This window comes from Microcoleus sp. T3_D1 (assembly GCF_036700405.1).
Lineage (GTDB): Bacteria > Cyanobacteriota > Cyanobacteriia > Cyanobacteriales > Microcoleaceae > Microcoleus.
The window spans coordinates 1-26661 of the sequence record NZ_JAUBOV010000017.1 but is presented as its reverse complement, the minus strand read 5'-3'; the positions used below and the strand labels follow the sequence as shown (position 1 = coordinate 26661).

The 26661-nt window shown below is 45.9% G+C and carries 17 protein-coding genes; 9 read left to right on the top strand and 8 right to left on the bottom strand.

Going from position 1 to position 26661, the window contains the following annotated elements; genetic code table 11:
• Positions 1-223 precede the first annotated feature (223 nt).
• From QT992_RS10160 to QT992_RS10140, 5 genes are all read left to right on the top strand, one after another.
• Positions 224-1897, top strand: a complete 1674-nt coding sequence (locus QT992_RS10160; RefSeq protein WP_333338641.1) for an asparagine synthase-related protein — start codon at positions 224-226, stop codon at positions 1895-1897.
• Between the two features lie 635 nt (positions 1898-2532).
• Positions 2533-2718 (top strand): LysM domain-containing protein, encoded by a 186-nt coding sequence (locus QT992_RS10155; protein ID WP_333138832.1) that lies wholly within the window; start codon positions 2533-2535, stop codon positions 2716-2718.
• Positions 2719-2882: 164 nt separating this feature from the next.
• On the top strand, positions 2883-3542 hold the full coding sequence (locus QT992_RS10150; protein WP_333342709.1) for a CAP domain-containing protein: 660 nt from the start codon (positions 2883-2885) through the stop codon (positions 3540-3542).
• 181 nt (positions 3543-3723) lie between these two features.
• Positions 3724-6354, top strand: coding sequence for a glycoside hydrolase family 18 protein (locus tag QT992_RS10145; RefSeq protein ID WP_333342706.1), 2631 nt, complete (start codon positions 3724-3726; stop codon positions 6352-6354).
• A gap of 200 nt (positions 6355-6554) precedes the next feature.
• Positions 6555-7310: a hypothetical protein gene (locus QT992_RS10140; protein ID WP_333342703.1), complete on the top strand. Its 756-nt coding sequence runs from the start codon at positions 6555-6557 to the stop codon at positions 7308-7310.
• A gap of 447 nt (positions 7311-7757) precedes the next feature.
• On the opposite strand, the gene QT992_RS10135 is transcribed toward QT992_RS10140, so the two are convergent.
• Positions 7758-8762, bottom strand: coding sequence for a zinc-dependent alcohol dehydrogenase family protein (locus QT992_RS10135; RefSeq protein WP_333342712.1), 1005 nt, complete (start codon positions 8760-8762; stop codon positions 7758-7760).
• A gap of 1 nt (position 8763) precedes the next feature.
• Here QT992_RS10135 and QT992_RS10130 point away from each other — a divergent pair, with 1 nt between their 5' ends.
• Both QT992_RS10130 and QT992_RS10125 read left to right on the top strand, forming a co-directional pair.
• Complete coding sequence (locus QT992_RS10130) at positions 8764-10101, top strand: transposase (RefSeq protein WP_333321183.1); 1338 nt, start codon at positions 8764-8766, stop codon at positions 10099-10101.
• A 156-nt stretch (positions 10102-10257) separates the two neighbouring features.
• Positions 10258-13803: an EAL domain-containing protein gene (locus QT992_RS10125; protein ID WP_333342699.1), complete on the top strand. Its 3546-nt coding sequence runs from the start codon at positions 10258-10260 to the stop codon at positions 13801-13803.
• A gap of 267 nt (positions 13804-14070) precedes the next feature.
• Here QT992_RS10125 and ilvN read toward each other — a convergent pair whose 3' ends face one another.
• The 4 genes from ilvN to QT992_RS10100 all read right to left on the bottom strand — a co-directional run bounded on the left by ilvN (position 14071) and on the right by QT992_RS10100 (position 16769).
• A complete protein-coding gene (ilvN, locus tag QT992_RS10120; protein WP_041622928.1) occupies positions 14071-14589 on the bottom strand; it encodes an acetolactate synthase small subunit in 519 nt (172 codons plus the stop codon).
• Between the two features lie 274 nt (positions 14590-14863).
• A complete protein-coding gene (locus tag QT992_RS10110; RefSeq protein ID WP_333322102.1) occupies positions 14864-15676 on the bottom strand; it encodes a carbon-nitrogen hydrolase family protein in 813 nt (270 codons plus the stop codon).
• A gap of 357 nt (positions 15677-16033) precedes the next feature.
• Entirely contained in the window at positions 16034-16162 is a 129-nt protein-coding gene (gene psaJ, locus QT992_RS10105) for a photosystem I reaction center subunit IX (protein ID WP_106151078.1), read from the bottom strand.
• A gap of 118 nt (positions 16163-16280) precedes the next feature.
• Entirely contained in the window at positions 16281-16769 is a 489-nt protein-coding gene (locus tag QT992_RS10100; protein ID WP_333138816.1) for a Photosystem I reaction center subunit III, read from the bottom strand.
• 330 nt (positions 16770-17099) lie between these two features.
• On the opposite strand from QT992_RS10100, the gene tsaD reads away from it, so the two are divergent.
• Positions 17100-18170, top strand: a complete 1071-nt coding sequence (tsaD, locus tag QT992_RS10095) for a tRNA (adenosine(37)-N6)-threonylcarbamoyltransferase complex transferase subunit TsaD (RefSeq protein WP_333342622.1) — start codon at positions 17100-17102, stop codon at positions 18168-18170.
• Between the two features lie 216 nt (positions 18171-18386).
• Positions 18387-18878: an N-acetyltransferase family protein gene (locus QT992_RS10090; RefSeq protein WP_333342624.1), complete on the top strand. Its 492-nt coding sequence runs from the start codon at positions 18387-18389 to the stop codon at positions 18876-18878.
• Positions 18879-19170: 292 nt separating this feature from the next.
• Here the strand turns inward: QT992_RS10090 and QT992_RS10085 are convergent, their stop codons facing one another.
• The 3 genes from QT992_RS10085 to QT992_RS10075 form a co-directional block, all read right to left on the bottom strand.
• Positions 19171-19911 carry an HAD family hydrolase gene (locus QT992_RS10085; protein WP_333342619.1) on the bottom strand — a complete coding sequence of 247 codons (741 nt, stop codon included), beginning with the start codon at positions 19909-19911 and terminating at the stop codon, positions 19171-19173.
• Positions 19912-20430: 519 nt separating this feature from the next.
• Complete coding sequence (locus tag QT992_RS10080) at positions 20431-24648, bottom strand: CheR family methyltransferase (RefSeq protein ID WP_333342617.1); 4218 nt, start codon at positions 24646-24648, stop codon at positions 20431-20433.
• 237 nt (positions 24649-24885) lie between these two features.
• Positions 24886-26295, bottom strand: coding sequence for an adenylate/guanylate cyclase domain-containing protein (locus tag QT992_RS10075; RefSeq protein WP_333342614.1), 1410 nt, complete (start codon positions 26293-26295; stop codon positions 24886-24888).
• Positions 26296-26661 lie beyond the last annotated feature (366 nt).

Here is a 26661-nt window from a genome sequence, read left to right as displayed (position 1 = left end):
TAAATCAATTGTTTTTCCCGGTTTTACAGACGGCGGCACTTGCGATTTATCCCAATTCTCCGATTACTGGCGTCAGCAACAGGCTTTTCGGCCTGTTCCACAAAGAGTGAATTTATTGTGGGATGGGCATCCTGCCCGCAACAGGCTTTTCGGCCTGTTCCACAAAGAGTGAATTTATTGTGGGATGGGCATCCTGCCCGTCCATAAAAAGGTTAATAAATCAATGGAAAATCAGAAGTCTATCTACCCTAATTGGGTCATTGCTTGGGGCCCAGAAGCCCGATCGCACCCTGCAACTTGGGAAACTTCCGATTTTGCCATAATCGGAGCTGAACCCACCTTCAGCCCCAATCAGCGATTTGTGCTGATTGGTGACTGCTGCTTCGATCGCACTTTGCTAGTCAAACAACAAATTGATACTGATGGATTGACCGATTTGGCGATCGTCGGACAGTTATGGGAAACATCCGGCCCTCAAACTTTGAGCTTATTGGAAGGACAATTTGCCCTTGCTGTGTGGGATCGAGACGAGCAAACCTTGTGTCTGGGGCGCGATCGCGTGGGAGCAAAAACGCTGTATTACACTCGCACGGGAACGACTCGCCATATTGCGCCTCGACTGCGATCGCTCAATCCGTATCACGATCGAGAACTTGATTTAGTTGCTTTGCGCGACTACTTGTGCTGTGCCTTTGTACCCGGATCACAAACGCTGTGGGAAGCGGTGCGAGAGTTGCGGCCCGGTAGCTACCTGTACTTACCGGATATTGAGGCGCAGAGATACTGGCAGCCACAGGAGCAAATTACTAACGCCGATCGCCCTTTGGAATGGCATAGTCAACAAGTGCGATCGCTTTTGGAACAACTGGTGCAGGAAGCGCTACCAGCGGGAGAACCAGTCGCAGCATATCTTTCGGGTGGTATTGACTCAAGTTGCGTCGCCGCGATCGCCACAAGGCTGCACGATCGTCCGGTGCACACTTTTTCGATGCACTTTGGTGCTCAATATCCCAGCGAGATTGAATTTGCCAACATCGTCGCAGCACATTGTGGCACTGAGCACCACGTTTTGGAAGTTTCGCCAAAGCAAATTTGGGAGTTGCTACCGGAAACGCTGGCGGCGATGGACGATCCGGTGGGGGAAGGCTTGACGGTTCCCAATTTGCTGTTGGGGCGATCGGCAAAGCAATTCGCAGACGTGGTACTGAATGGCGAAGGTGGCGATCCGTGCTTTGGCGGGCCGAAAAATAAGCCGATGCTGCTGAATAGTTTGTACGGTTCGGTTCAGGTTAAAGCCGATCCGATCGCAGCTTACTTGACTTCGTTTCAAAAATGCTATGTGGATTTGCCACGTTTGCTGAAGCCGGAGGTTTGGGAAAAGGTGAAGAATGCGCCTTCCGTCTTTGCTGAGGAATTGCAACAGACAGAAACGACGTTTTTGAATCGGCTGATGCGGCTCAACATTGAGTTTAAAGGAGCCGATTACATTTTGACTAAGGTGAATAATCTCACGGCTGCGGCGGGACTAAAAGCTCGATCGCCTTTGTTTGATTCGCGGATGGTGGCACTGAGTTTGCAAATTCCGCCAGAATATAAGCTTTCGGGCGCGCAGGAAAAAGCGGTTCTCAAAGCTGCTGTGGCGGATTTGCTGCCCGATGTGATTGTCAACCGTCCGAAAACTGGCATGGTGATGTCGATGCAGCAGTGGTTTTTGAGGGATTGGCAGCGGCAAGCGCGATCGTTGTTGCTGAATCGTCATGCGGCGATCGCGCCTTACCTCGATCGAACACTAATCCGCGAGTGGCTAAACTATCGTGGCGAAGTTTTTCCCCGCTATGGGCTGAAGCTGTGGCTGCTGGTGACGCTAGAAATTTGGTTACAAGTAAATCGCCGTTAGGCTCGCGAATTAAATAACTTACAATTTTAATTGTTATTGTGGGATGGGCGTCCCGCCCGTCTTTTTTGGACGGGCGGGACGCCCATCCCACAAACTTGTGGAAGTTATTTAATTCTCATTCCTTAGTTATCCAACATTAGGATACGGCGCCGTGCCTTTCGTGGTGTCAACTTCAGCAGTTGACGCCCAAATTTCTCGATCGACAGCGGCATTTTTCCTATGCGGTTTTCGCTCTTGTTTATAGAACCGAATTAAACCGCAGAGGGCGCAGAGGATACAGAGAAACGGAAGAGACAGATGAATCATTCCGATGCCAACGGATTTGATATACAGTGTATTTCATAAACCTGGAATACGCTGTATATAAGCTGCTACGCATTTAAATTGAATCCAGAGACGGGATCTAACTCCCGACCAATTTTGGCCGGGTTTTTTTTGTCAATCGCCCGCCCTCGCCACAAATTCTCCTAAATTCTGCCAAAGTGTCCTGAAAGAGGTGCTGTGAGGCGAAAGACTAAATTAGTAGATGCACCCGTCGCTAATTTAGGATGATTGCATTTATGTATTTGTGTAGTTAATTCTGTCTAACTACTTATCTAACACAACTACGTCAATAATCTTTCAAGGAAAAAAATATGTCCAGTAAACAAGGTCAACCCCCCTGTCAACATACTGTAGAGTCTGGAGATACATTTTCCAATCTTGCACTTGCCTACTATGGTGATGGTAGCGATGCGAACGCGAACAAAATTGCAGGTGCAAATCCTGGCGTTTCCCCTACAAGTTTGCAAATTGGTCAGAAACTTCAAATTCCTGCTTAACAGATTTGGAAAGCTTGTCAAACTAACCACTGCTAATAGCAGTTATTAAGAGTGCAGAAGGTTAGCCAATCAAACTGACCTTCTGCAACTAACACTTGCAAAGGGATTTATATTGACCCGAAGAAGCCAGAGATAACTATTTTTCAATTTTTGGAGCGTTAATTATGTCAGTCGAAATTTTTACAGATTCCAATTTCTCTGGAACCAAATCAGGTTCTCTTGAGCAGGACTCTTCCTGGATTGGAGATTTTTGGAACGACAAAATATCCTCGATAAAAGTTTACTCCGGCACTTGGGACTTTTTTGAACATTCAAAATTCCAGGGACGAAGCCTCCGACTTGGACCAGGCGAATATCCCAGCTTCAACAATGAAGTTAATGATACCATCTCGTCATTTAAAAAAGTGGCAGTAGGTGATTCAACTGGTTCAGATAATGATGTTCTGAAAAGAATCCTAGACCTTACAAACAATGAGCGTGGTAAAGTGGGTTTATCTCCGCTCACACTTAATTCCAAACTGACTGCTGCTGCACAGCAACACAGCCGGAGCATGGCAATGCAGGACTTTTTTGATCACCGCCAAATGGGGGAGCGGGTCAGAGCGGAAGGTTATCATTACTCACGAGTGGGGGAAAACATTAGCGCTGGCAACTCTACACCAGAGGATGCCATTAAAGGCTGGATGAATAGCTCAGGACATCGTGACAACATTCTGAATTCTAACTATCGAGAGCTTGGGGTCGGTTACTACTTTTTGGAAAACGATCAGGGTAGCGTCAACTACAAGCATTACTGGACTCAGGTGTTTGGCACACCCCAGTAACGCTCGATAGCCCGATCAATTACAAGTTGGGCAAACACCTCAAATTCCATAAACCTGAATCGCCGTAGGAATAGCTGATTTTAATTGCAGTTATTGAGGATACAGAAGGTTAGTAACTCAAACTAACCTTCTGTAATTAATACCAACCCCTGGATCTATCTTTAGCGAAAGAAGTTGAAAAATGGGAATTTCTACAGATTACTCAAACGTTCCTGACTGGGTAGCTAAACCCGAAGGGTACCCGACCGGATCGATGGTCAAATACAATGGCAACATCTTTTATGCCAACTTCTGGGCTTCAGAACCAGGGGTAGGGGATGCAGATCATAATGGTTGGCGGTTTTACGATGAGTTGTACGATCAAACACCTCACACGCCGACCGCACAAGCTAAAATCATTGCCTATATTCCTACTTGGAGAAAGAAAGAGGGATTTAACTATGCCAATGATGAGATGTATCGATACATCACCCACGGCATCGTCTCGTTTCTCATGTTTAGTGAGGTAAATCTCGGTGAGTTTGAACCAAAGTCCTTGGATGACGTTAAGGCAATCCTCTCAGATGTGGTCAACACCGGACATCGAAACGGCACCAGAATCTTAATTGCGCTGGGAGGTGCAGTTGATTATGGATTCCTCAAGTTGATGACTGATATAGGAAATAATCCCGATAATCCACTTCTGGATCGCGCTGTACAAAATGTAGTCAATTTTGTCAATTCAAACCATCTAGATGGCGTAGACCTGGATTTAGAGTGCTGGTGGGGCAAACCTGGTGAACAGGATCAGGGAGGAAGACCAAAAGGTGATGGACCTCATCCGGCTGGATCTGCTTTGACTTTGTTTGCTCAAAAATTAAAGCAAGCTATTCCTGATAAATTGGTTTCCGCAGCTATTTTTGGCACCTCATATTATGGAAATAACTATGACCCAAAATTAGCAGATTATGTAGATTGGCTCGGAATTATGACCTACGATCTCACTGGCTCTTGGAATGCGTCTCCAGTGGGGCCACATACAACCCTGTATAAGATACGCAATCAGGAGTCCTCTAATATACGCACTCAGGATTCTTATCAGGAGTCTTATGTTGAAGAACAACAGGGAGAGTGGCCTAATCGTGGGATTGTAAATAATCCTATTCTTTCAGTGGAAGACACGCTTTGGTACTGGACGAATCCATTATTTGTGAACTGGCAGGGTGCAGGACAAAATATACCCAGAGATAAGATCGCCGCAGGAGTTCCGATCTATGGCTATGATTTTGCCTACGGGAAAGATCCAGATGACCTGAGTGGTCAAGTTCCTCCAGGGTATAAATCTATTCGGTACAAAGATATCCTGGCTCAATTTCCCGATGCTCATACGGCTGCCAATGGCAATATTAAAGTGTTGGGAAGTACGCCAAGACCTCCTTTTATCTCTGCTTCAGGTGATTACCTCTATACTCACAATATCTACTTTGAAACTCCAGAGACTGCCGTTACCAAGTTGAATTTCTTAAAGGATGTCGGAGCGCAGGGAGTGATTATCTGGGAACTTTCCAACGATGTTTGGGAAGAGGGCAAGAGTATCATTAAGGCACTTTACCAAAACTCTGGCAACCCAGAAACCAGACCGGCATTGCCTTCAAGTAGAAAAACACCTGTGCCAAGCGATATACTCACCCCGCTCATCGAACGTATCGGAAGCTACACAAATGAGTTCGCGGCTGAGATAGCACAAGGAAAGGAAAAAGAAACATCTCGATTAGGCTTCCTTGTCGAGCCAACTTTGGTAGAAGCAATCTCACAATTTTTTGATGAAGCTGGAAAAACAGAGGGCGAAGAAATCCCAAAGGACGATAAAGATAGAATAATTGGATTGTGGATTGAGATAGAGGAATCCGCAAAAAGATATAGGGTAAATAGTCCAGATGCTCTAAGTGTCTTAACAGAGCTCAAGGGTAAAGTCGCCGTATTGGTCGGGCTGGTTGCATCGATGATCGGGGGAATGGCTGGTTGGCTATCTGTACCGTTCTTCTCAATGATTACTTTGTTCCAGACACATATTTTGCTGGAAGGATTTGTACGACAAAATCCTTCAGAAGGTCGAGATGTAGATACTGACAATGATGATGAGAAACAAAAAGAATGTGAGCGTGAAGCTGATGAGGTTTCACAGCAAATACAGCGAGCCATAGATGTGTTGAAAGGTGCTCTTGATAAATGGCCCACAAAGGATTTAGGAGATATAGGATCGGTCTTAGGTATCCCAACCCCTACTAAGCCTGACGAGCCTGATGCGCCTACACAACCACCAAAAACGCCAATTCGTTTACCCTCAACCTCAATTGTTAATTTTGCAAATGGTTTATTCAATGCAGCACTAAAGGATTCACCCAATGGCCATAGGATTATTAGCAAAAAGCAGGAAATTATCAGAAATGGTGTATCTGCACAAGTATTTACAGTATATGAAATACAAAGCCAAGAAGGCTGCAACATGGCGATGGAGGCACTGCGAGAGTTAAAGGAAGCGGAAACATTTTTGGCATCTTTTTTCCTTGGTCCTGGCGGTTGGATACTCCGTCTGACTAGGGGGTTGCTGGCGATCGCTGATTCAAACGAAGACTTCAATGATTTATTCGGAGACTGGACTTATCAAGTTGGCGATCGCTTATTTGTCTATGGAGCTGCTGGAGGTAGCTGGGCTCATAATGAAATGCTGTTTGTGTCCAAGCGAAATGGGCAAATCTACTACCAAGGAGATATATCAGAAGATTTGTTCCCGAAGTTTCAAGAATACTTCGGGATCAATCCCCTTTTATAGGTAACGTATCTGATTGAATGTACCCGTTCAGTGGGTAACTGGGGAATAAAGGTTTCGGGGGTTTCGATTCGGTGATTTAGTCCTGTTTGCTAAAGTTGCTGGACTGAATAGTGCATCAAACTCCATTATCCCCAAAAGAAACAAGAAAACTGAGTATGTTCGCGCAAATAAATTTAGATCGCTAGGCAGGAGAATTTATCATGGTATTCAATCAAATTAATCAGAATGTCCAAAATGCACAAAGAAACCTTTGTCCTAGGCGGACACGACCACCGTTAGATAGATTTTCTTCCTACTTTAACGAGGAATTCTTAACAAGATCATACGAATTTACCGATAGTAATGGTAACACAAATACCGGTCTTATGAGTGATAAAGTATCAGTGATACTTTTGCCCCGAGCTTTTAAGCAACTAGGTACGGTACCTGGACAAGATCAACTTGAACCAATTACAACATTCTTGCAAACAAAATATTCACAGCACCTTTTCATCAAAGGACATATGTGGAATCACGTGCTGGGTGGTCCAGGAGTAACCAAAAATCTTATCCCCCTAACCCATGCAGCAAATATGAAGCACAACAAGTTCGCAGAAGAACCACTTAAAAATGCTTTACATGATTTTGACAACTTTTACAATCGCAACAAATCAGATCATCCAGATTATGACAAGGTTTATGGATTTAAGTATGTAGTAGAGATTGAAAATGCTCCTTGGCCGAGCGTTACGGAACTTATTGTTCCTAACTCTATTCATATACAACTATTTCCCATAAAATGTAATATTTTTTATGAGATTATAGAGGATAATTCTATCATATATAATGCTCTTTATTCAAATACCAGAAATCATATTGAGCGATTGAGCAACGGTATATGGATTGATCAGGCTGGTAAGGTGATTGATCGGGATGGTAATGAGATTGATCAGGCTGGTAATGTGATTGCTGCTTAATGACAAAGAGCTTGATTGCTCAACTTTTAGCCTGATCTTGTATACAGGTAAGAAATTTCACATTTCGGGTGCATCCGTGCTATTAGATTCCATTCCAGATGTCGCTGACTTACCGAATTAGTCCCACGATGGAGGTATATCGCAGGTTCTCACGAGTGAATCGCCTCGCTCCGTCTACAGCCACGCCTCATCCGCTCAAACTCGCTCTATCCGAAGACCATCTAGCTTGGGTTCAGTCTGGGAGCCATTCTGCCGCCGATAGTTCATGTTCGAGTCGTGGCAACTTCACGAATCCCAGCTTGAGGTAGAGTCCATCGCTTGAGTGGATCGCTTTCCCCAACTGCCCCCAAGCCCAAAAGTGTTCCGATTGACAATGGAACGGATGGCCCCGTCGCTTGAGGCGATCGCCCGCGATTCTTCAACCCGCAAATTTAACAATCCGTATTTTTAACCCCCAATTTCAAGCACTATTTTACCAGTTACTGAGCCTGTTTCTAACAGTTCGTGAGCGGCTTGCGCTTCTTCGAGAGGGAAAGTTTTGCTGACGTGAATTTTTAGCAAGTTGCGATCGCACAAACGAGCACACTTCTGCAGAATATGAGCCTGCTGTTCCTGTTCCTCCACCAAACCTTCCAGCATCGGTGTCAACATTAATTCCAGACTAATTCTCAGATTCCGCATTCTCGCTGTTTTCAAATTGCCCAAAGCCGGATCGGGTTCCAAAATTGTTACCAAATCTCCATAAATTTTCACAGTCGGAATAGTTTGGTAAAAAGTTTCTCCCCCGACTGTATCGAAAGCCAAATCAACTCCTTGTCCTTGAGTCCAAGTCAAAACCTCATCGACAACATTGGTGTTTTTGTATAAAATAACTGAATCTGCACCTAAGTGCTTGACAAAATTGGCTTTTTCCTCAGAACTAACAGTTGTGCAAACCTCTGCACCCTGCAATTTTGCCAACTGTACCGCGACGTGGCCGACACCGCCGGCACCAGCTTGAACCAGGACTTTTTGACCGGCTTGCAAGCGCCCTCGATCGTACAGCGATTCCCAAGCTGTAATTAAAACTAACGGTGCCGCCGCCGCCTCAGCAAAACTTAAAGCAGCAGGCTTGAGGGCGAGAAAACGTTCGTCTACAACGGCAAACTCGGCATAAGTACCGATCGACCCGCCCAAACCGCCATTGCAGAAAAAAACCTCGTCTCCCACTTGGAAACTTTGCACACCTGCACCGACAGCCTCTACGACTCCTGCACCGTCGCACCCCAAAACGTGAGGAGTTTTGTCCGGGTAAAAAGTGCCGCGCGATCGCAACTTAGTATCTATCGGATTGATACCTGCCGCTCGCAACCGTACCAAAACTTCAGTTTCTGTTTGTATAGTAGGGGCGGGGATATCTTGCAGTTTCAATACGGACGGGCTTCCGGGGGTTTGAAAAACGATAGCTTTCATCATGGGTGTTACACTAGATCAGATAATCCCTAGACTTTATTGTATCTTGCTTAGCAAAGCAACAAAAAACTTTTCGTTTCTCCCCAAAATTATGAGGGTTGTTGAAAGGCATTACATAGCTCGGCAGCATCAGTTTTATAAACAGTTTGATGACTTATCGTTTCTGTCCCGAAATCTATCCGATCGTGGTAAATATTATATGAGGAAACCCTTTTTTACTTCTGGCTCTAAAGTTGCTAATACCAGAATTATCAGACAGTTATCTGCACTATTAAAACCTACAGAAGGCTCTCAATCATTCCCTGCTAAAATTAGCAATCAAGTTCTCAAACAAGTTGTTCACGATTGGGAGGATTGCCAAAAGTCAAGAATAGCTTCTGACCGATATCTACCTCGATTTTTATTCCTCCCCAGCATCCCCCACTACAAACATACAATCTGGGGACGTAACTGGTTAAGTCAGGATAACCAATCGATAGAAAAAAGGGGAGGTGACAAAAATAATGGACTACTTCATTTATCTCAAAGTGACATAATAATTTCTACAAAATCCCAAAAGGTCATCAAGGTAAGGATAGGTCTTGAAACAGCGCTCTACTTTGTTGAGGCTGCCCATCAAAAGCTTGTAACGTTGGTGGATTTAAATTCTCACCTCATAGCAGGTATAGATTTAGGGATCGATCGCCTCGTCGCTTTGGCATCTAATAAGCCAACATTTATTCCAACTATCTATGATAAAAAACATCTCAAATCAATCCCTCAAGGTTTCAATCAGCGCCGAGCATTTTTAGTGTCAAAACTTGATCCGGGAAAATCTACGACGCGCCAAATCCAGCAAATCACCTTTAATCGAAACAAGCGATTAGAAAACTACCTTCATCAAACCAGTTTGATGGTCAAGCGGTTGGTGTATGAGAAAATAATCCTGTTAATTATTGGCACAAATGTGAGGAATAAACAAAATATAAAATCACCAAAAGAGCATCAGACTTTTGTAGTAATTCCTCATACCCATCTCCTAAAATTTATTACTTACAAAACTGAGTTAGTCGGGATCAAGGTAATAGTTACACAAGCATCTTATACAAATAAGTGCAGATTTTTGGATTTAGAGCCGATCGGTAAGCAAGAGTCTTACCAGGGTAAGGGAGGTAAACGTGGGTGGTTTCGGTCTTTGAATGACAGTCGGATTAATGCTGATGTGAATGCAGCGTTAAATATGATTATAAAAGTAAACGTAAACTCACCCTTAGAGGAGTGCCACAACCGTATAGATGGGTTTGCAGTGTCACCTGTACGGGTTGAGCCTGTACGAAAAGAACCACAAAAAGTTGGGTAATGTCAAGTATTGCCCGGTTTTTTGTCAACTGTTAACTCTCTTGTCGCCTTCACGGCGATCTGACCTTGTATTCGTTACCCATCCGTGGCGATACTTAGTTATTTTTAAATAGATTGGCTTCAGATAACTACAACAATTTTCGAGCGGTGTTAATCGATGTTCGATCTAGATTTATTTTTTTACTTTGAGATTCTTGCATATCTTCTGGGATTATCGGCGACTTTAGCCGTGGTGTCCGCGATTTATCTCAAGTGGCAGCGAAGGCCATCTAGTCTACCGCTAGCCCAAGAGCAACGGCAGTTGGCAGAATTAAAGCCCGACGATTTATCTGCGGGATTAAAAATGCGGAAAAACTTTTTGATTTTCCCCAAATCAAATCGGTGGCCGCCAACTGACAGCTTCTTGGGTAAAGTTTTAGGTATTGGCCGCGCTGTATTCTTGGCGAAGCAACAGCGCCTAAGTGTGAAGTCTTCGCCTCTTGTGGGGCCTGGAACCTGCAAAACCCTAAGTCTGAGCATTTCGGGTTCGATGGGGGAAAATCTCGATCGCCCGAATGCCGAGAATCCTCCCAAAGTTACTGCTTCCGAGCAATTAGAGGAAGATTTGCTGGGCGAAATCCTAGCAGGTACTGAGTCGCCGGGGGGAGCAGAATTCTTTGATGCTTTAGTTGGCCACTTAGCCTCAGCACTCGGAGTTCGCACCGCCGTCGCTGCCAAATCGATTAAGTCGAAGGCACGCACCGATGCTGCTGCCGATAGATTGCAACTTATCAGTTTTTGGAGCGACGGACAGCAGCAGCCAAACTTTGAGTACGACACCGCCAATACTCCCGAAGCGCGGGTGCTGGAGGGGGGAATGTATTCCTGTCCAGACTACCTTGGGGAAACCTTTCCAGAAGACCGCAGACCGGTAGTTACAGGTGCGCGCAGTTTCCTGGGAGTCTTGCTGAAAAACTCTTACGGCGAACCTTTAGGCATTATTTGTATTTTCCACGATCGACCCCTGGTGGAAGCACATCTTGCCAAATTCCGATTAATTCTCAGCATCTTTGCCGGACGGGCCGCCGCCGAATTAGAGCGGCAGCGCCTAGAAGCCGCACTCTCCACTGTAGAAGCGAAATACTGCGCCCTGGTAGAACAAATGCCCGCTGTCACCTACATTTCTCCTCTCAACCGCAAGGCTGCCAAACTTTACATCAGCCCGCAAATCGAGACTTTTCTAGGTTATTCTGTAGCTGAATGGAGAGCAGATCCCGACCTGTGGCTGAAACTCGTTCACCCAGAAGACCGTGACCGCGTGTTAGTGGAAAACGCCACACAGAAATTCAGCGAGGGAGAAGATATCTTCTGCGAGGGGTCGCTGGTTTCAGAATACCGGGCGATCGCCCGCAACGGCCGAGTCGTCTGGTTCCGCGATCGAGCGACCGCAGTTCGCGATGAAGCAAGCAAGTCTGTTATCCTTCAAGGCGCAATGTTTGACATCACCGAGACTAAAGTAGCTGCCAGCGCGCTGCTAGAAAGCGAATACCGCTATTACACCTTGGCAAAAATACTGCCTGTCGGGATTTTCCGCGCCGACGCTGCTGGAGATTGCTTGTACGTCAATGAGCGATTTTTGGAGATGGCGGGATTGACTGCGCCAAAGGCACTAGGCCAAGGTTGGGCCCAAAGTTTGCATCCCGAAGACCGCGATCGTGTTTTGAGCCAGTGGTATCGCGCTGTCACAGACAAGTTGCCCTGTAAGTTAGAGTTCCGCTTTTGCAACGGTGACTTCACAACCTGGGTATTTTGGCAAGCAGTGCCAGAAATTACCCAAAGCGGGGAAGTTCTAGGCTATCTCGGCACGTTGACCGATATCACCGATCGCAAGCAGGCAGAATTCGCGCTGCAACAGGCGGAAGAGAAATACCGCAGTATCTTTGAAAATGCGATCGAAGGCATTTTCCAGACAACGCCCGACGGACGCTACCTCAGCGCTAACCCTGCTTTGGCGAGAATTTACGGCTACGAGTCGGCCGCCGAATTGATCGCGAATATCCAAGACATAGACCGCCAACTTTACCTCGATCCCATCCGCCGTGTCGAGTTTTTGCGCGCGATCGAAAAACACGGTTTTGTGTCTGAGTTCGAGTCCCAAGTTTACCGCGCTGACGGCACTACTATCTGGGTTTCCGAGAACGGCCGGGCAGTTCGCGATCCTGACGGAAATTTACTTTACTACGAAGGCACTGTCGAAGATATTACCCTCCGCAAAATAGCCGAAGATAAGTTAGTACACGATGCTTTGCACGATATGCTAACCGGTTTGCCCAACCGATCTTTATTTATGGATCGCTTGGGGCACGCGATCGATCTTTCAAAACGCCGCCCCGAGATTTTGTTTGCGGTGCTGTTTATCGATCTCGATCGCTTTAAGGTTGTTAACGACAGTTTGGGGCATTTAGTGGGCGATCGGTTGCTGATCGCGATCGCGCAGCGCCTGGGAATCTGTTTGCGCGCTGGAGATACCGTTGCCCGTCTCGGCGGCGACGAATTCGCTATTTTGCTGGAAGATATCAAAAGCACCGAGGATGCGATCCAGATTGCCGAACGAGTGCAGGCGGAACTGGCAGAGCCTTTTTACCTTAACGAGTATCAAGTTTTTACCAGTGCTAGCATTGGGATTGTTTGTTCTGGTTTTCCTCGGTATCCAAGGGAAACCAGCAAACTGTCGAGTCCCGAAAATCTCGGAAATATCGATCGGGAAACTTCTTTGTCTTGCTTATCTTCTGACTCTCCTGTTCCCAATGCCCCGTTCCCAATATTGTACGATCGGCCTGAAGAACTGCTCCGAGATGCAGATGCTGCCATGTATCATGCTAAGGGATTGGGCAAAGCTCGCCACGAAGTTTTTGACTTAAGTATGCACACTCGCGCCGTCGCCCTTTTGCAACTGGAAAACGACCTGCGACGCGCTTTAGACTCCCAGGAATTTCAGCTTTACTATCAGCCCATCGTCTCTCTAGTTACTGGTAGAATCAGCGGTTTTGAAGCGCTGATGCGGTGGTATCACCCGCAGCGGGGTGTCGTATCTCCTGGCGAGTTTATTTTAGTAGCTGAAGAAACTAGATTGATTATACCTATGGGCTGGTGGATGATGCGATCGGCTTGCCGTCAGATCCACGAGTGGCACCAAAAATTCCCAGCAAATCCGCCGTTGACTGTCAGCGTCAACCTTTCTAACCAACAATTTAAACAACCGGATTTAATCGATCGCATTCGCGAAATTTTACAAGAAACTCAGCTTGACCCCCGCACTTTAAAGGTAGAAATTACTGAAGGCGTCATCATGGAGAATTCCGAATCAGCAGTCGCTATCCTCGCGGAATTGAAAAATTTAGAAATTCAATTATATATTGACGATTTCGGCACTGGCTATTCTTCTTTGAGCCGCCTGCACACTTTTCCAACTGATGCTTTAAAAATCGATCGAGCTTTTGTCAGCCGCATGACTGAAGATGAAGGCAACGAAGCGATTGTACAGACTATTTTAATTTTAGCCAGTCATTTAGGCATGGATGTAATTGCTGAAGGAATCGAAACCAGCGAACAGCTTAATTTACTCAGAGCGCTGCAATGCGAATACGGACAAGGATACTTTTTCTCAAAGCCGATAGACAGTATCGCAGCCACACTTTTGATAGAAAGTCAACCTAAATGGTAATTAGTCAAGAGTCATTAGTCATTAGTCATCAGTCATTGGTAATTGATAATTGGCAATAAGAAGTCGAAAGTTAAAAGTTAAAACATTCTTTCTGAGGGAGCATCTCAGTTTTGTAAAAAGCATTTTTTTTATTGTAGTGCGAGCGTCCCCGCTCGCGTATTGTACAATACGCGAGCGGGGACGCTCGCACTGTAAATGCAAAACTCAGATGCTCCCCTTTCTGACTAATGACTAATGACTAATGACTAATGACTCCTGACTCCTGACTTAAACTTTCGCTTCCAAAGACTTGAGAAACTCAGTATTTACCCCCGACTCCCGCGTCAGGGCAATTTTCCCAGTACGAGCAATTTCCTTAATCCCAAATCTATTCAGAACCTGGACGATCGCCACCATTTTACCGGGATCTCCGACAACTTCTAATGTCAGCGTATCATCACCAATATCCACCACTCGCGCTCTAAAAATTTGAGCTAACTCAATTATCTCCGATCGCGTCCCGCTAGCAGCATTAACTTTCAGCAACATCAACTCCCGTTCCACACAGGGAATTTCCGTTATATCCTGAACTTTAAGCACGTTAATCAACTTGTACAGTTGCTTTGTCAACTGTTCGATAATTTGGTCATCTCCGGGTACAACCATCGTAATCCGAGACACTCCCCCTTGTTCCGCCGGGCCAACGGCGAGACTTTCAATATTAAAACCCCGACGGGCAAACAAACCAGCAATTCGAGTGAGGACACCCGCTTCATCTTCAACTAAAACCGAAAGAGTGTGTTTCATTTCTTCAAAAAAGACGCATTTCGTGCAATTCTACTTTCGCCAATTCGCCTTTTAGCAGAAGTGCACGGTCATTGAACCTTCATTAAACAATATGTTTGGCTCAAAATTCTTCAGGTGTTGTCCCTGACGGGGACTGAAATTTTGAGACCAATTGGTCTCAAAAATCCTTCAGAGAAAAACCCGGTGTTGCAGTGAGGGCATTTGGCGGCGGACTTGTTCTAGTCGATCGGGATTAATTTCCGAAATTTTGAGACCAATTGGTCTCAAAATTCCTTCAAAGAAAAACCCGGTGTTGCAGCGACGGCATCTGGCGGCGGACTTGTTCTAGTCGATCGGGATTAATTTCTGCAATCGCCACACCCGGTTCCTCTCCAGCATCCGCCAAAACGGCACCCCAAGGGTCTATAATCATCGCGTGACCGTGAGTTTGACGGCGGCCGTAGTGGCGACCAGTTTGTGCAGGGGCGATCGTATAACAAGTATTCTCGATCGCCCTAGCTTGCAACAAAACCTTCCAGTGATCCTTGCCAGTGTAAGCGGTAAACGCCGCCGGCACGAACAAAATATCGGCCCCTTTGTACGACAAATGCCTGTACACTTCCGGGAACCGCACGTCATAGCACACCGAAAGTCCCAGCGTCCCCAAATCCGGCGACACATAAACAGGCGGCAAATCTTCACCAGCTTTCACAGTGTTCGATTCCCTGTAAGTAATGCCGTCTGGCACATTCACATCGAACAAATGTACTTTTCTGTACCTTGCCACTTCCGTGCCGTTTGGGTCTACCAGCAAACAAGTATTGTATACCTTCCCCCCCTCCGTCGGCACTGGAAATCCGCCGCCCAGAATCGTTACCTGGAATCGTTGGGCCATCGTTTTGAGAAATTTTTCGCTTTGGAGCCCGATCGCCTCTGCTGAAGCAATCTTTTCCTCCTCTTCGCCCATAAACGAGAAATTTTCTGGTAAGGAAACTAACTCCGCACCCCGACGCACTGCCAGGTCGATTAATTCCTCTGCCTGAACCAAATTTTTTTGCAGGTCAGGCAAGCTAGTCATTTGAATTGCTGCGGCGAGATAAGACTTCATCGATTCCAAATATTAGTCATTAGTCAGTTGTCAGTTGTCAGTTGTCAGTTGTCAGTTGTCAGTTGTCAGTTGTCAGTTGTCATTAGAAACTAATTGAATAACTAAATATTTGAGACTCTGGGCTTTTTCCCTAGTGTGCGCTGGTCTTCACCCAACTGTTATAGAAGTTTTCAACCGTTGTGAGGTATGCCCTATGCCCTAGGCCCTATGCCCTATGCTCGCTTCATGTTACTGAGAAATGCTATAGAGTTTGAGAGTTTTGATATTTGAGCTTTAAATTAACCGGTAACTCATCACTCAAAACTCAAAACTCTCAACTTTTTCTCCTAGGTTTTGCAACCTAATTTGCCTCAAATCTTAAGGCATCGGATGGAAAAGCAGGTCGGGGAAAAAGCGGTTAAATTCAATTAAAGCCGCGCCTTGAATAGATAGCCAAAGGATAGCCAATACTGGTGCGGTCGAAAGAAACTTGACAAAATATTGCATGAATTCTGCTCCTGAAAATTCGAGACAGTTGGTAATTGCCGATCGGTAAGCGCGCTAATTGCTAATTTCTAGTTAATTACTTAACTGTTAGCTATTAGCTTTTCTCCATTTCCCAATTTTAGCGGGGGGAAACAGTAATTTCGTCGTCCTTGGCAAACATTTCACCGCTGGTGATTGATGTGAGAGCTGCCAGAGGCCATAAAACGCCGCTCAGCATACATTTGATTGCCAAAGGAACGTCGATAATAATCTCTTTTTCCTCTGGGGTTGCGGATTTTTTGGTAACTTGCAGATAAGAACGGCCTACCCAACCAATCCAACCTGCCATATACAAGAACAGTATGCTAGGAATCAAAAAGTCCCCTGCTTTGCTCAAGTTGCCGTCTACGATTAAGTGCGGGTATCCTTCCGGGCCGCACATAGCTTGAGAATAGCGATCGAATCTTGCTTTCGCAGATGCCGGGTCGCCATTGGTTGAACGTGCATTTTTAGCCAGTTCCTTGAATTCGGGAGAGTCTTTGCACGGCACTAAATTGTAAGCCGAAGCAACTGGAGCAAAACTGATCCAGACACTCAACACTAAAATTGCAGCAAACAATCGTCGCATGGAATTGTTTCCTTTTGTTACAAAACAATAAGTTTTTGTACAAGCATTTCAACTTGCCGATCTGGAATCCAGATTACCGTGTTTGTTGACAGTGTAAAGTATCCACCATTAATGCGGCAAAGCCCAATAGAATGAGGGATTCCCGTTTTCATAGGTCAATGCTGAGCTAGCAATACCGCGAGGATATTCCTTCATGGCATCAGATGATGGCCTTACCTGTCGATCGGGCAAAAATCCCTTAACAATAACCTGAGTACAGGTTGAGCGGGGGACTTGCGCCGAATTAGTTAAGCTAGCAATAACTAACCTATCAAATAAAATTAGCAGTTAATGGCAACCATTTTCGCAATCGAAACAAGTTGTGACGAAACAGCAGCAGCAATTGTTAAGAATCGTCAAGTTTGCAGCAATGTTGTAGCATCACAAATTAAAATCCACGAGCAGTTTGGTGGGGTAGTGCCCGAAGTGGCTTCGCGGAGTCACCTAGAAATGCTCAATCAGGTAATTGCCCAGTGTCTCGGTGAAGCAAACCTGAGTTGGTCAGAAATTGACGGCATTGCAGCGACTTGTGCCCCCGGTTTAGTAGGTGCATTGTTAGTCGGGCTGACAGCGGCGAAAAGCTTGGCAATAGTCCATCAAAAACCTTTTTTAGGCGTCCACCACCTCGAAGGGCACATCTACGCTTCTTACCTTACCGAACCAGACTTGCAGCCACCGTTTTTGTGTTTGTTAGTTTCCGGGGGACACACTAGCTTCATTTACGTCAAAGATTGCGGCGTTTATGAAACAGTAGGACAAACACGCGACGACGCCGCCGGCGAAGCTTTTGATAAAGTCGCGAGACTGTTGCAGCTAGGATATCCCGGCGGGCCGCTGATTGACAAATTGGCCGCCCTTGGCAATCCCCAAGCATACCCTCTACCAGAAGGCAGAATTTCCTTGCCCGGTGGCGGCTACCATCCTTACGACAGTAGTTTTAGCGGCTTGAAAACCGCAGTTTTGCAATTAGTGCAGAAACTCAAGAAACAAAATAACAATGTGGGTGAGGAAGGCATCTTGCCTGCCTCTACAATTAATGATATTGCGGCCAGCTTTCAGGAAACTGTAGCTAAGGGTTTAACAAAAAGAGCGATCGACTGTGCGGTAAATTTCGGGCTTACCACTATTGTAGTCGGCGGGGGAGTTGCAGCAAACAGCGGACTCCGAAAACACTTACAAGCAGCCGCAGCAAAACACAACTTGCGGGTATTGTTTCCGCCATTAAAATATTGTACAGACAACGCAGCAATGATTGGCTGTGCGGCGGCAGAACACTTGCAGCGAGGACACACATCGCCCCTGACTTTGGGAGCAAATTCAAGAATGGCTGTCAGCGATATTATGGAACTGTACAATTTGTAGTAGTAAAAATAAGTTTGTCTCCTAGTTCCCAGACTCTGCTTGGTAACCAGAAGACAGTTAATACCAATTTAATGTGAAGTTGTACATATCTCGATCCCCCTAAATCCCCCTTAAGAAGGGGGACTTTGAGAAGAATCTTGTCCCCCCCTTATTAAGGGGGGTTAGGGGGGATCAGATTCTATGCTCAACAGTCAACAGTTAACAGTCAACCCAACGATGAAAATCCGCGACGCAGAAGAAAGCGATTTGCCAGCAATTGTCCAAATATACAACGCAGCAATACCAGGCAGAATGGCCACAGCAGATTTAAAACCAGTGTCAGTCGAAAGCCGCCTCCCGTGGTACAGAGCACACTCCCCCAATTCCTGGCCGATTTGGGTAATGGAATCAGAACAAAATATTGTTGGCTGGCTGAGTTTGCAGATTTTCTACGGACGCGCCGCCTATCAGCATACAGCAGAAGTTAGCATCTACGTCGCACCCGATCGCCAACGCTGCGGAATCGGACAAAATTTATTGCAATCGGCAATTCTGCGGAGTCCAGAATTGAAGCTTAAAACTCTCATAGGAATAATTTTTGCTCACAATCAGCCGAGTGTAAGATTGTTTGAGAAATTTGGCTTTCAGCGGTGGGGATATCTGCCACAAGTTGCCGAACTTGACGGCCTTGAAAGAGATGTCGTAATTCTGGGTTTGCGTTGTCTGTAGGAACTGAGATGTTGTACCATTCTTAAGAACAGGCAAGATGCCTGTTCCACAAGAAAATTCATCTCTTGTGGAACAGGCCGGAAAGCCTGTTCATAAAAGGATTATTGACAAGGCTGCGATATGAGATGTTGCACCATTCTCAAGAACAGGCAAGATGCCTGTTCCACAAGAAAATTCATCTCTTGTGGAACAGGCAAGATGCCTGTTCATAAAAGGATTATTGACAATGCTGCAACATCTCTGTAGGAACTGATATCTATTCCGGTGCCACCGGAATTGATGCGATGTTTGCTCAATCTGCTAAAATTGTAATTTCATCCAAAGATGCGATCGCCACATCAGCATTTTCCAAATGACTAACCTCGGCCTTTCCCCAACAAATCCCGATACAGCCAGCCGCGCCCGCATTTTTACCCATCTGAATATCGCCCGCTGAATCTCCCACCATCAAAGTTGCTGCGGGATTTACTCCGAGTTTCTCACAAGCTAGCAAAAACAATTTCGGATCTGGTTTATGAAGCGTTGAATCAACTCCCATTTCTAACTGAATCCACTCGCTTAATGCGTGGTGTTTCACAAATTTCTGCACCGATTCTGTTGTAGCAGCCGAAAGAATTCCCTGTTTTAAACCAGCTTCCGAAAGATATTTCAGCACTTCCAAACTGCCGACAAATAAAGGAGAAACAGCACTATTTTTAAACATTTCGTCAGCTTCGTCAAAAGCGCGGCGCGCAATAGTTAAAGATTCCAGCCATCCCCTGCCGGTTTCGGCGATGTATCCCGCCGCCACAATCTCATTTTCCCTGCGGCTACCGACTGCTAGCAAGCCCGTGGGGTCGATGCTGCCAGCTTCGATGCCGAAAGCCATTTGTAAAGGCTCTCCAACGCCCGGAATTTGAGCGTCTGCGAGGCGCGATCGCTTCATCCCCAACAATCTCAAAAACTCCTGAGAATCCTCTAGAGTGCCGTCTTTGTCAAAGATTACGGCTTGGATATTAGAGAAGGTAATGCCCCGACATTTAATAGTTACCAAGAATCTGAACTCCGTAATATTTATATCAGGACACAACAATGTTGTGTCCCTACAATATCATGTGCGATCGATTAACCATAATACAATACGCTTGGGTTAGTGTGAAAAAAACCGATCGTGCGTAGGTTGGGCCCGTGAAACGGAGGGTGCGCTACGCTCGGAGCCCACCTACAGAAGAGTATTGAACCATAATATGGCGGCCGGGGCGGGTTTTTGAGATTGTCAATTATTGGCAGGTATTGTTGGTGAACCCGCCCCTACGAAAATCGCGCTCGATGACCGGAGATCATATCAGTGGCCGAGGCGGGTTTTTGAGATTGTCAATTATTGGCAGGTATTGTTGGTGAACCCTTCGACTACACTCAGGGCATCGCCCGCCCCTCAAAGAATCACGATCAATTGACATGATTTCTGTAGGGGCGGGTTCACCCTGATCTTCAACACAAATCCCAAATTCAATAAACCCGCCCCGGCCGGATATTAGGATCGATCGACCGGACATGATATCATACAAAATATTTAAAATCGTCCTACTAAATTAGCCACCATTAATCCTAGTACAACCGGCTCGATCGGCTTAACAATATGCCTTTGAAAACCAGCTTCGATCGCCATTTCGCGTTCTTTATTGCCCGCATAGGCAGTCAGCGCCGCCGCTGGGATTTCTCCTCCGGCTTCCGCAGCAAGAGCTCGCACTTCTCGAATTAAGGAAAACCCATCTTCCTCTGGCATTCCGAGATCGGAGATTAGCACGTCATATTTGCCGGGATTTTCAGTCAAAGCAGCGATCGCACTTCTGGCAGATGCAACTGCCAAAACCTCAGCCCCGTAGCCTTCAAGCACAAATTGTAAGAAGTCGCGCGTATCTATCTGATCGTCTACGGCTAAGATGTGCAAGCCTTTTAGAGAGGGGACGCGATCGCTAGAGGCGTTTAAAGGTTCTACCAAAGCAGTTGACTTTAAATCGATCGCCGATTTCAACTCTTGAGGTAGCGAGCGCAACGGCAATCTCACAGTCATTGTAGTTCCTTGTTCCTCACCCGGACTTTCGGCTTGCACCGTTCCCCCGTGCAATTCAATCAGGTGACGCACGATCGACAAACCCAATCCCAGCCCTTGATTCTCTTTAACGCTGCTGGAATCGCCTTGATGGAAACGATCGAAAATATACGGCAAAAATTGTGCCCCAATGCCTTTTCCCGTATCGCTGACTCGAAGTTGAGCATGATTCTCGATCGCCGATAGGATGATTTCCACTCGTCCCCCCGCCGGAGTAAACTTAATCGAATTAGACAGAAGATTCCACACAACTTGCTGCAAGCGATGGGCATCCCCTAAAACAGTCGTAGAAATCAACTGCGAAACAATTTGAATGTTTTTTGCCTCGGCTGATAATTCAACCCCCTCCAGCGCAGCTTCCACCGCTAACCGCAGATCGATCGGACAAATGCACAGTTGAAGCTTGCCACTGGTAATGCGGGAAATATCCAGGATATCTTCGATTAACTGAGATTGCGCCCTCGCGCTGCGATCGATCACCTCTAGAGCCTTAGTAATGGCTGGTTCCTTCAGTTTCCCGGAACGCAGAATTTGTGCCCAGCCCAGGATCGGAGTCAAGGGATTGCGTAATTCGTGGGAGAGATTCGCCAGAAATTCATCTTTACTGCGGTTGGCTGTTTCTGCCTGGTGGCGGGCCAACTGTTCATGCAGTAATAACTGCGATCGTACTGTCTCAAACTGCTTGCGCTCTGTGATATCCTCGATCGACAACAGAATCATTAAAGCTTGGTCTTCTCGTTCAAGTTTACAAGCATTCAGCAGCAGGATTTTCTGCCCTATCTGGTCAAACAGGTGCTCCAACTCAAAGTTTTCAAGCTTAACATCACTCACCAGAATATCTTCCAAAATCCATCGCAATTGGGGAATATTCCACTGCCCGTTGCCTAGCTCAAACAGCGAATATTTTGCTGTTTCTGACGGTGACACCTGAAACATTTCATAAAACGAGCGATTTGCTTTATTCACTCGGAAATTAGCATCTAGGACGACTAAAGGCGTTTGCACAGTTTCCACAATGGTTTCAGCATAATTTCGGGCTTCCTCCAAGGTTCTGGCACTGCGTTTAAGAGCATCGATATCGAGCAAAACCATCACCACACCGTCAATCTGGTTTTCCGTTGTCCGGTAAGGACGAATGCGGAGGTTGTACCAATATCCCGATAAAGTTTGAACTTCTTGTTCTTTCGTCTGGAGAGTATCAATCACCTCCAAAATCATCTGTTCCAAGTCAGGAACGTTCAGAGTTGAGCGGATGTCGCTAAAGGGTCGTCCAACATCTGTGGGAATCACACTAAAAATTTGCTGTGCCGTTGGCGTAAAGCGTCGAATCTGTAAATCGTTTGTCAGCATTAAGATAGGGATATTGATACTCGAAAGCAAATTTATCAGATCGTTATTGACCAAGCTTTGTTCAATATTTCGGCTGCGAAGTTCCTCGTTAGTGGTAGTGAGTTCCTCGTTAGTGGCTTGAATCTCTTCTTTGGCCGTTTCTAACTCCTCGTTGGTGCTTTGCAACTCCTCGTTGCTCGAGAGGATTTCTTCGTTGGCAATTTTGATGTCTTGGTTGAGATTTTCCTGTTCCTCGATCACCGCTTGGAGTTGCGCTTGCACCGCAGTTTTGTCTTGGTAAGCGGTTGCAAGTGCCTGCCTCAGCAGCTCAATTTCGCGCACTAAATCAGCGTGCTCGAAGCTTTCAGAAGGGAGGGTGGTGAGGTTAAGCACCGGGGGTGAAGCCTGTTCAAATAGCACCAAAAAGTAGCGTCCTTCGACCGCCTGTGGCCCGAAGGGAATCACCTCAAAATTGACGATACTCGATCGTCCGCCCGATTCAACAACCGATACCCCTTCTTTCCTAACGGTCACGTTCTGCGTTTGTGCCTGATAAATAGCGGTGCGAAGCTCAACCAGCAAGCCTTCCCTTGCCATTGTCAGCAAGTTTAAGTCGGGCGTTCCGAAGGCCAGTCTCAAGTAAGGATTGATGTCTCCCCGCACTTGCAGGATGTTCATGAGCTCGTTGACAACCACACCTGCTAGGGCATAGCGATTCAAAATCAGTTGGTCTGTTTCTCGCTGTAAATCCAAGCTATTTGTCAAATTTTCCTTCACTCCCTGGCGTTCACGTGCTTTAGCTACGGGATAGGAACTCGGCGTAAACGAAAAAGTCGGACGAGTCGCCGTCAAGTTTTTGGCATAAATTTTAGATTTTTTATCCACTGAAGTAAACAAGTCTGAGAATTTTCCGGTGCTCTCAGAAGTGCCTAACAGGAGAAAGCCATTTGGGTTAAGACTGTAGTGAAAAATGGGCATCACTTTTTTTTGCAAAGACTCTCCCAAGTAGATGAGTACATTGCGACAGCTAACTAAATCGAGATTGGAAAAAGGCGGGTCGCTACCTAAGTCTTGTCTGGCAAATACACACAGTTCGCGGACTGCCTTGCTGATTCTATAGCTACCTTCTTCTTGGGCAATAAAGTAGCCAGTACGTCGTTCTGGTGAAACATCTACCATCTGGTTTTCTGAGTAGACGCCAGACCTCGCTTTGCCGATCGCCTGTTCGCTAATGTCTGTGGCAAAAATCTGGATCGGTGGCTGGATGACTCGATCGCCCAAAAACTCTAACAAGCAAATGGCGATCGAATAAACTTCTTCACCTGTCGAACATCCCGCCACCCAAATCCGAATCGGAGTTTCGGCCGATTTATTTTGGGTAATCGTGGGGAAAACCAGTTCTTTTAACTTTTCAAAGGCTTCGGGATCGCGGAAGAAACTGGTAACGTGGATCAAGATTTCTTCATACAGGGCTGTGACTTCAGCCGAATTGTCTCGAAGATGTTGGGCGTAATCATTCAAGGTTTCCAGCTTGTACAACACCATCCGTCGCTGGATGCGTCGAGCGATCGTGTTGGGTTTGTAGTGACTAAAATCAACGCCTGTGGTGGATTTCAGCAGCGCAAAAATAGTTGCCAGGGCATCTCCCTGTTCGGGCGATTCCTCAACTTTTGTCAGGGGAAGCGGGCCAGTCAGAAGGGGACTGCGACTATAGTTTCCCAGTTCCTCGGCAATTTTTTCCGGTGGCAGAATGAAATCGACATTGCCTGTCGCAACAGCGGTATTCGGCATACTATCAACTTTTGCTGTGTCTTGACATTGAGCAAAAGTCATGCCTCCGGCTGCTTTGATTGCCTTGAGCCCCAGTGAACCGTCTCCGTCTCCCCCGGATAAAACTACGGCGATTGCTTTGTGCCCGCGATCGATCGCCAATGAGGTAAAAAACGCATCTCCCGGCATATATTTGCCATAAATCTTCTCGCGCGGTGATAGTTGCAGCACGCCTTTACATACCACCATCTTGGTGTTGGGCGGAATAACGTAGACTTGATTGGGTTCTACAGCTACGCCGTCTTTTACCTCATTAACAGGCATTTGCGTCGTTCTCGCGAGAATCTCGCTCAGCAGACTTTTGTGATTGGGATCTAAATGCTGAATCAGCACAAACGCCATACCCGTATCAATCGGTAAATGGCTCAGTAACCCCGTGAATGCTGCCAAACCTCCTGCTGAGGCGGCAATCCCAACAATGGGAAAGGGGGCCTCGGTTTCGGCTAATTGTTCGCAATCGAGGGCGGCTGGTGCGATCGATTCGGGTGTATTTTCTGGAGATAATTGAGGAGAAGTCATAATGTGAAGTCCTCGACTTCAGTTATTTAAAAGCCAACATATTTGGTAAGCGTGTGGCTAAGTAATTCGGACTATTTGTATCAGAGCCTACTTAAGTAATCGGCATTATGAAGCTCCCTTAAGGATGAGCTACACTGTGGGAGCCATGAGCTGAGGGCGATCGAAAAATTCTATCTGCTGTTGGGGCGAGTACAACAATAGGCTGGCAATAACCAAGTAGTATATCAGCTTTTGTACTTAGCTTTTTTCACTCACCAGTGTAGCAGACAGCGGGATTACTGATTCAGTATTAATTCTAGCAGTATAAGCGACTTGGGCGCCTTGTATTCCTTTTAAATCTTCTACTCGTTTTTGAATTTCGGAGACTCCAGCAGTTTTTAATGCTGTTAAAAATGCTTCGTCGCTGTAAACATCTTCGGAAAACGAAACTTCGTCACTTTTAGAAAGATTTTGAATGCGGGCGGCTTTGTTGACTGTAGAGCCAAAATAGTCGATCGAATTATTAAGATTTACCAGCAAAGCCGTACCTCGGTGAATGCCAATCCTGACTTGAATCCACTCTTGTGCTTGGCGAGTGGAGTTATACTCTCTCAAACAGGCTACAGCACCAGCGGCAGCCATAATGGCTTGTTCGTTGCTGATAAAAGAAGCCATGACGGCATCGCCGATGGTTTTAATGACTTTACCGCCAAATTTCTCGATCGACTCAAAGAAAATTTCAAAATGATCGCGCACAATATTGTAAGCTTTAGTATCTCCCAGTGTTTCGTACATTCTGGTAGAACCGGTAATATCAGTAAACATAATAGTAATCGCCCGAATCTTGACTCGCTCTCTTTCCGAGATTACTTTATCGCCGAACAAACGCTTGTAATCCGGGTGATGAAGCAGTTGGATTCCTGACAGCCGCAGGGGCAGTTGTTCTACTTTCAATTCATCGGGCAATTCATCTGAATGCAAAATCAGCCCCGACAAATTGTGTTCGGTATTAGTTAATTCTATCTTGAGTTTTCCCGGACGCACGGCAAGCTCTTTTTTGTCGAAATCTGGGCCGGCCAACTGCTGGAGTTGAATTTCTTGTATCTCTTCTGTTTCTGCGCCTTCAACCTTTAAAATCCCTTTAGCTAAAGTCAGGGGACAGCAGTAGCGGTATCGACCTTTTTCTAAGCTAACAGTCTCTGATTCGGTGCAGTAGAGAGGTGTCACCAGTTGCAGTTTGCTCAGGAGTACGGGAGGGGGAGCGCAGACGGGCCGCAGTTGGGGGTCTTCGATTTCTTTGTTCAGGGAAAAAGTAACTTCGACACGATCGAGCAAATCAATTTTAAACTCGCGCTCGCACATCGGGCAAAAAGACATTTCTGATGTGTCTGCCAAATCCTTAAATTCTTCTGTAATCATGTTGCAGTGGGGGCAGTGAATATCCCAGTGCAAGTCGAAGGCACCGGCTTTCACTCCGTGCAGAAATTCGGAAGTAATTTTTTTAACATTCTTGACTGTATCGCCTGCTACGTAGTAAGGATTAATTCTCAATCTCTGCAAAATGTGGGAACCGGTTAACCAGTTTTCGATTTGGTCGATCGTTCCTTTGCTCGAATTGGGACGTTTTTTGAGCTGTTCTAATTTTTCTTTTAATAGTTCGATTTTCATGACTCACTTGCCTTTGAGCCTCATGGCAAGAAATTTCTAAGTATTATTTTGTGTAATTTGCTTGTCTAGTTTGTTTTTGCCTGAGAATGCTGATGAGTTTGCACTTGTGCGGATGTCCCTGATGTTTGTAAATCTTAACAAATTAGCAGCATAAAGGCTAGGTTTATTTAGGAAGATCGATCGCGCTGTCACTTTTTTATTCAAAGTGCGATCGGTGCATCTGCCTGCAGGAACATATTAAATTGTTGGTAATTGGTAATTGCTAATTGGTAATTGGTAATTGTCAACCACTAAGGATCGCGAATTAAATAACTTACAATTTTAATTGTTATTGTGGGATGGGCGTCCCGCCCGTCCAAAAAGGAC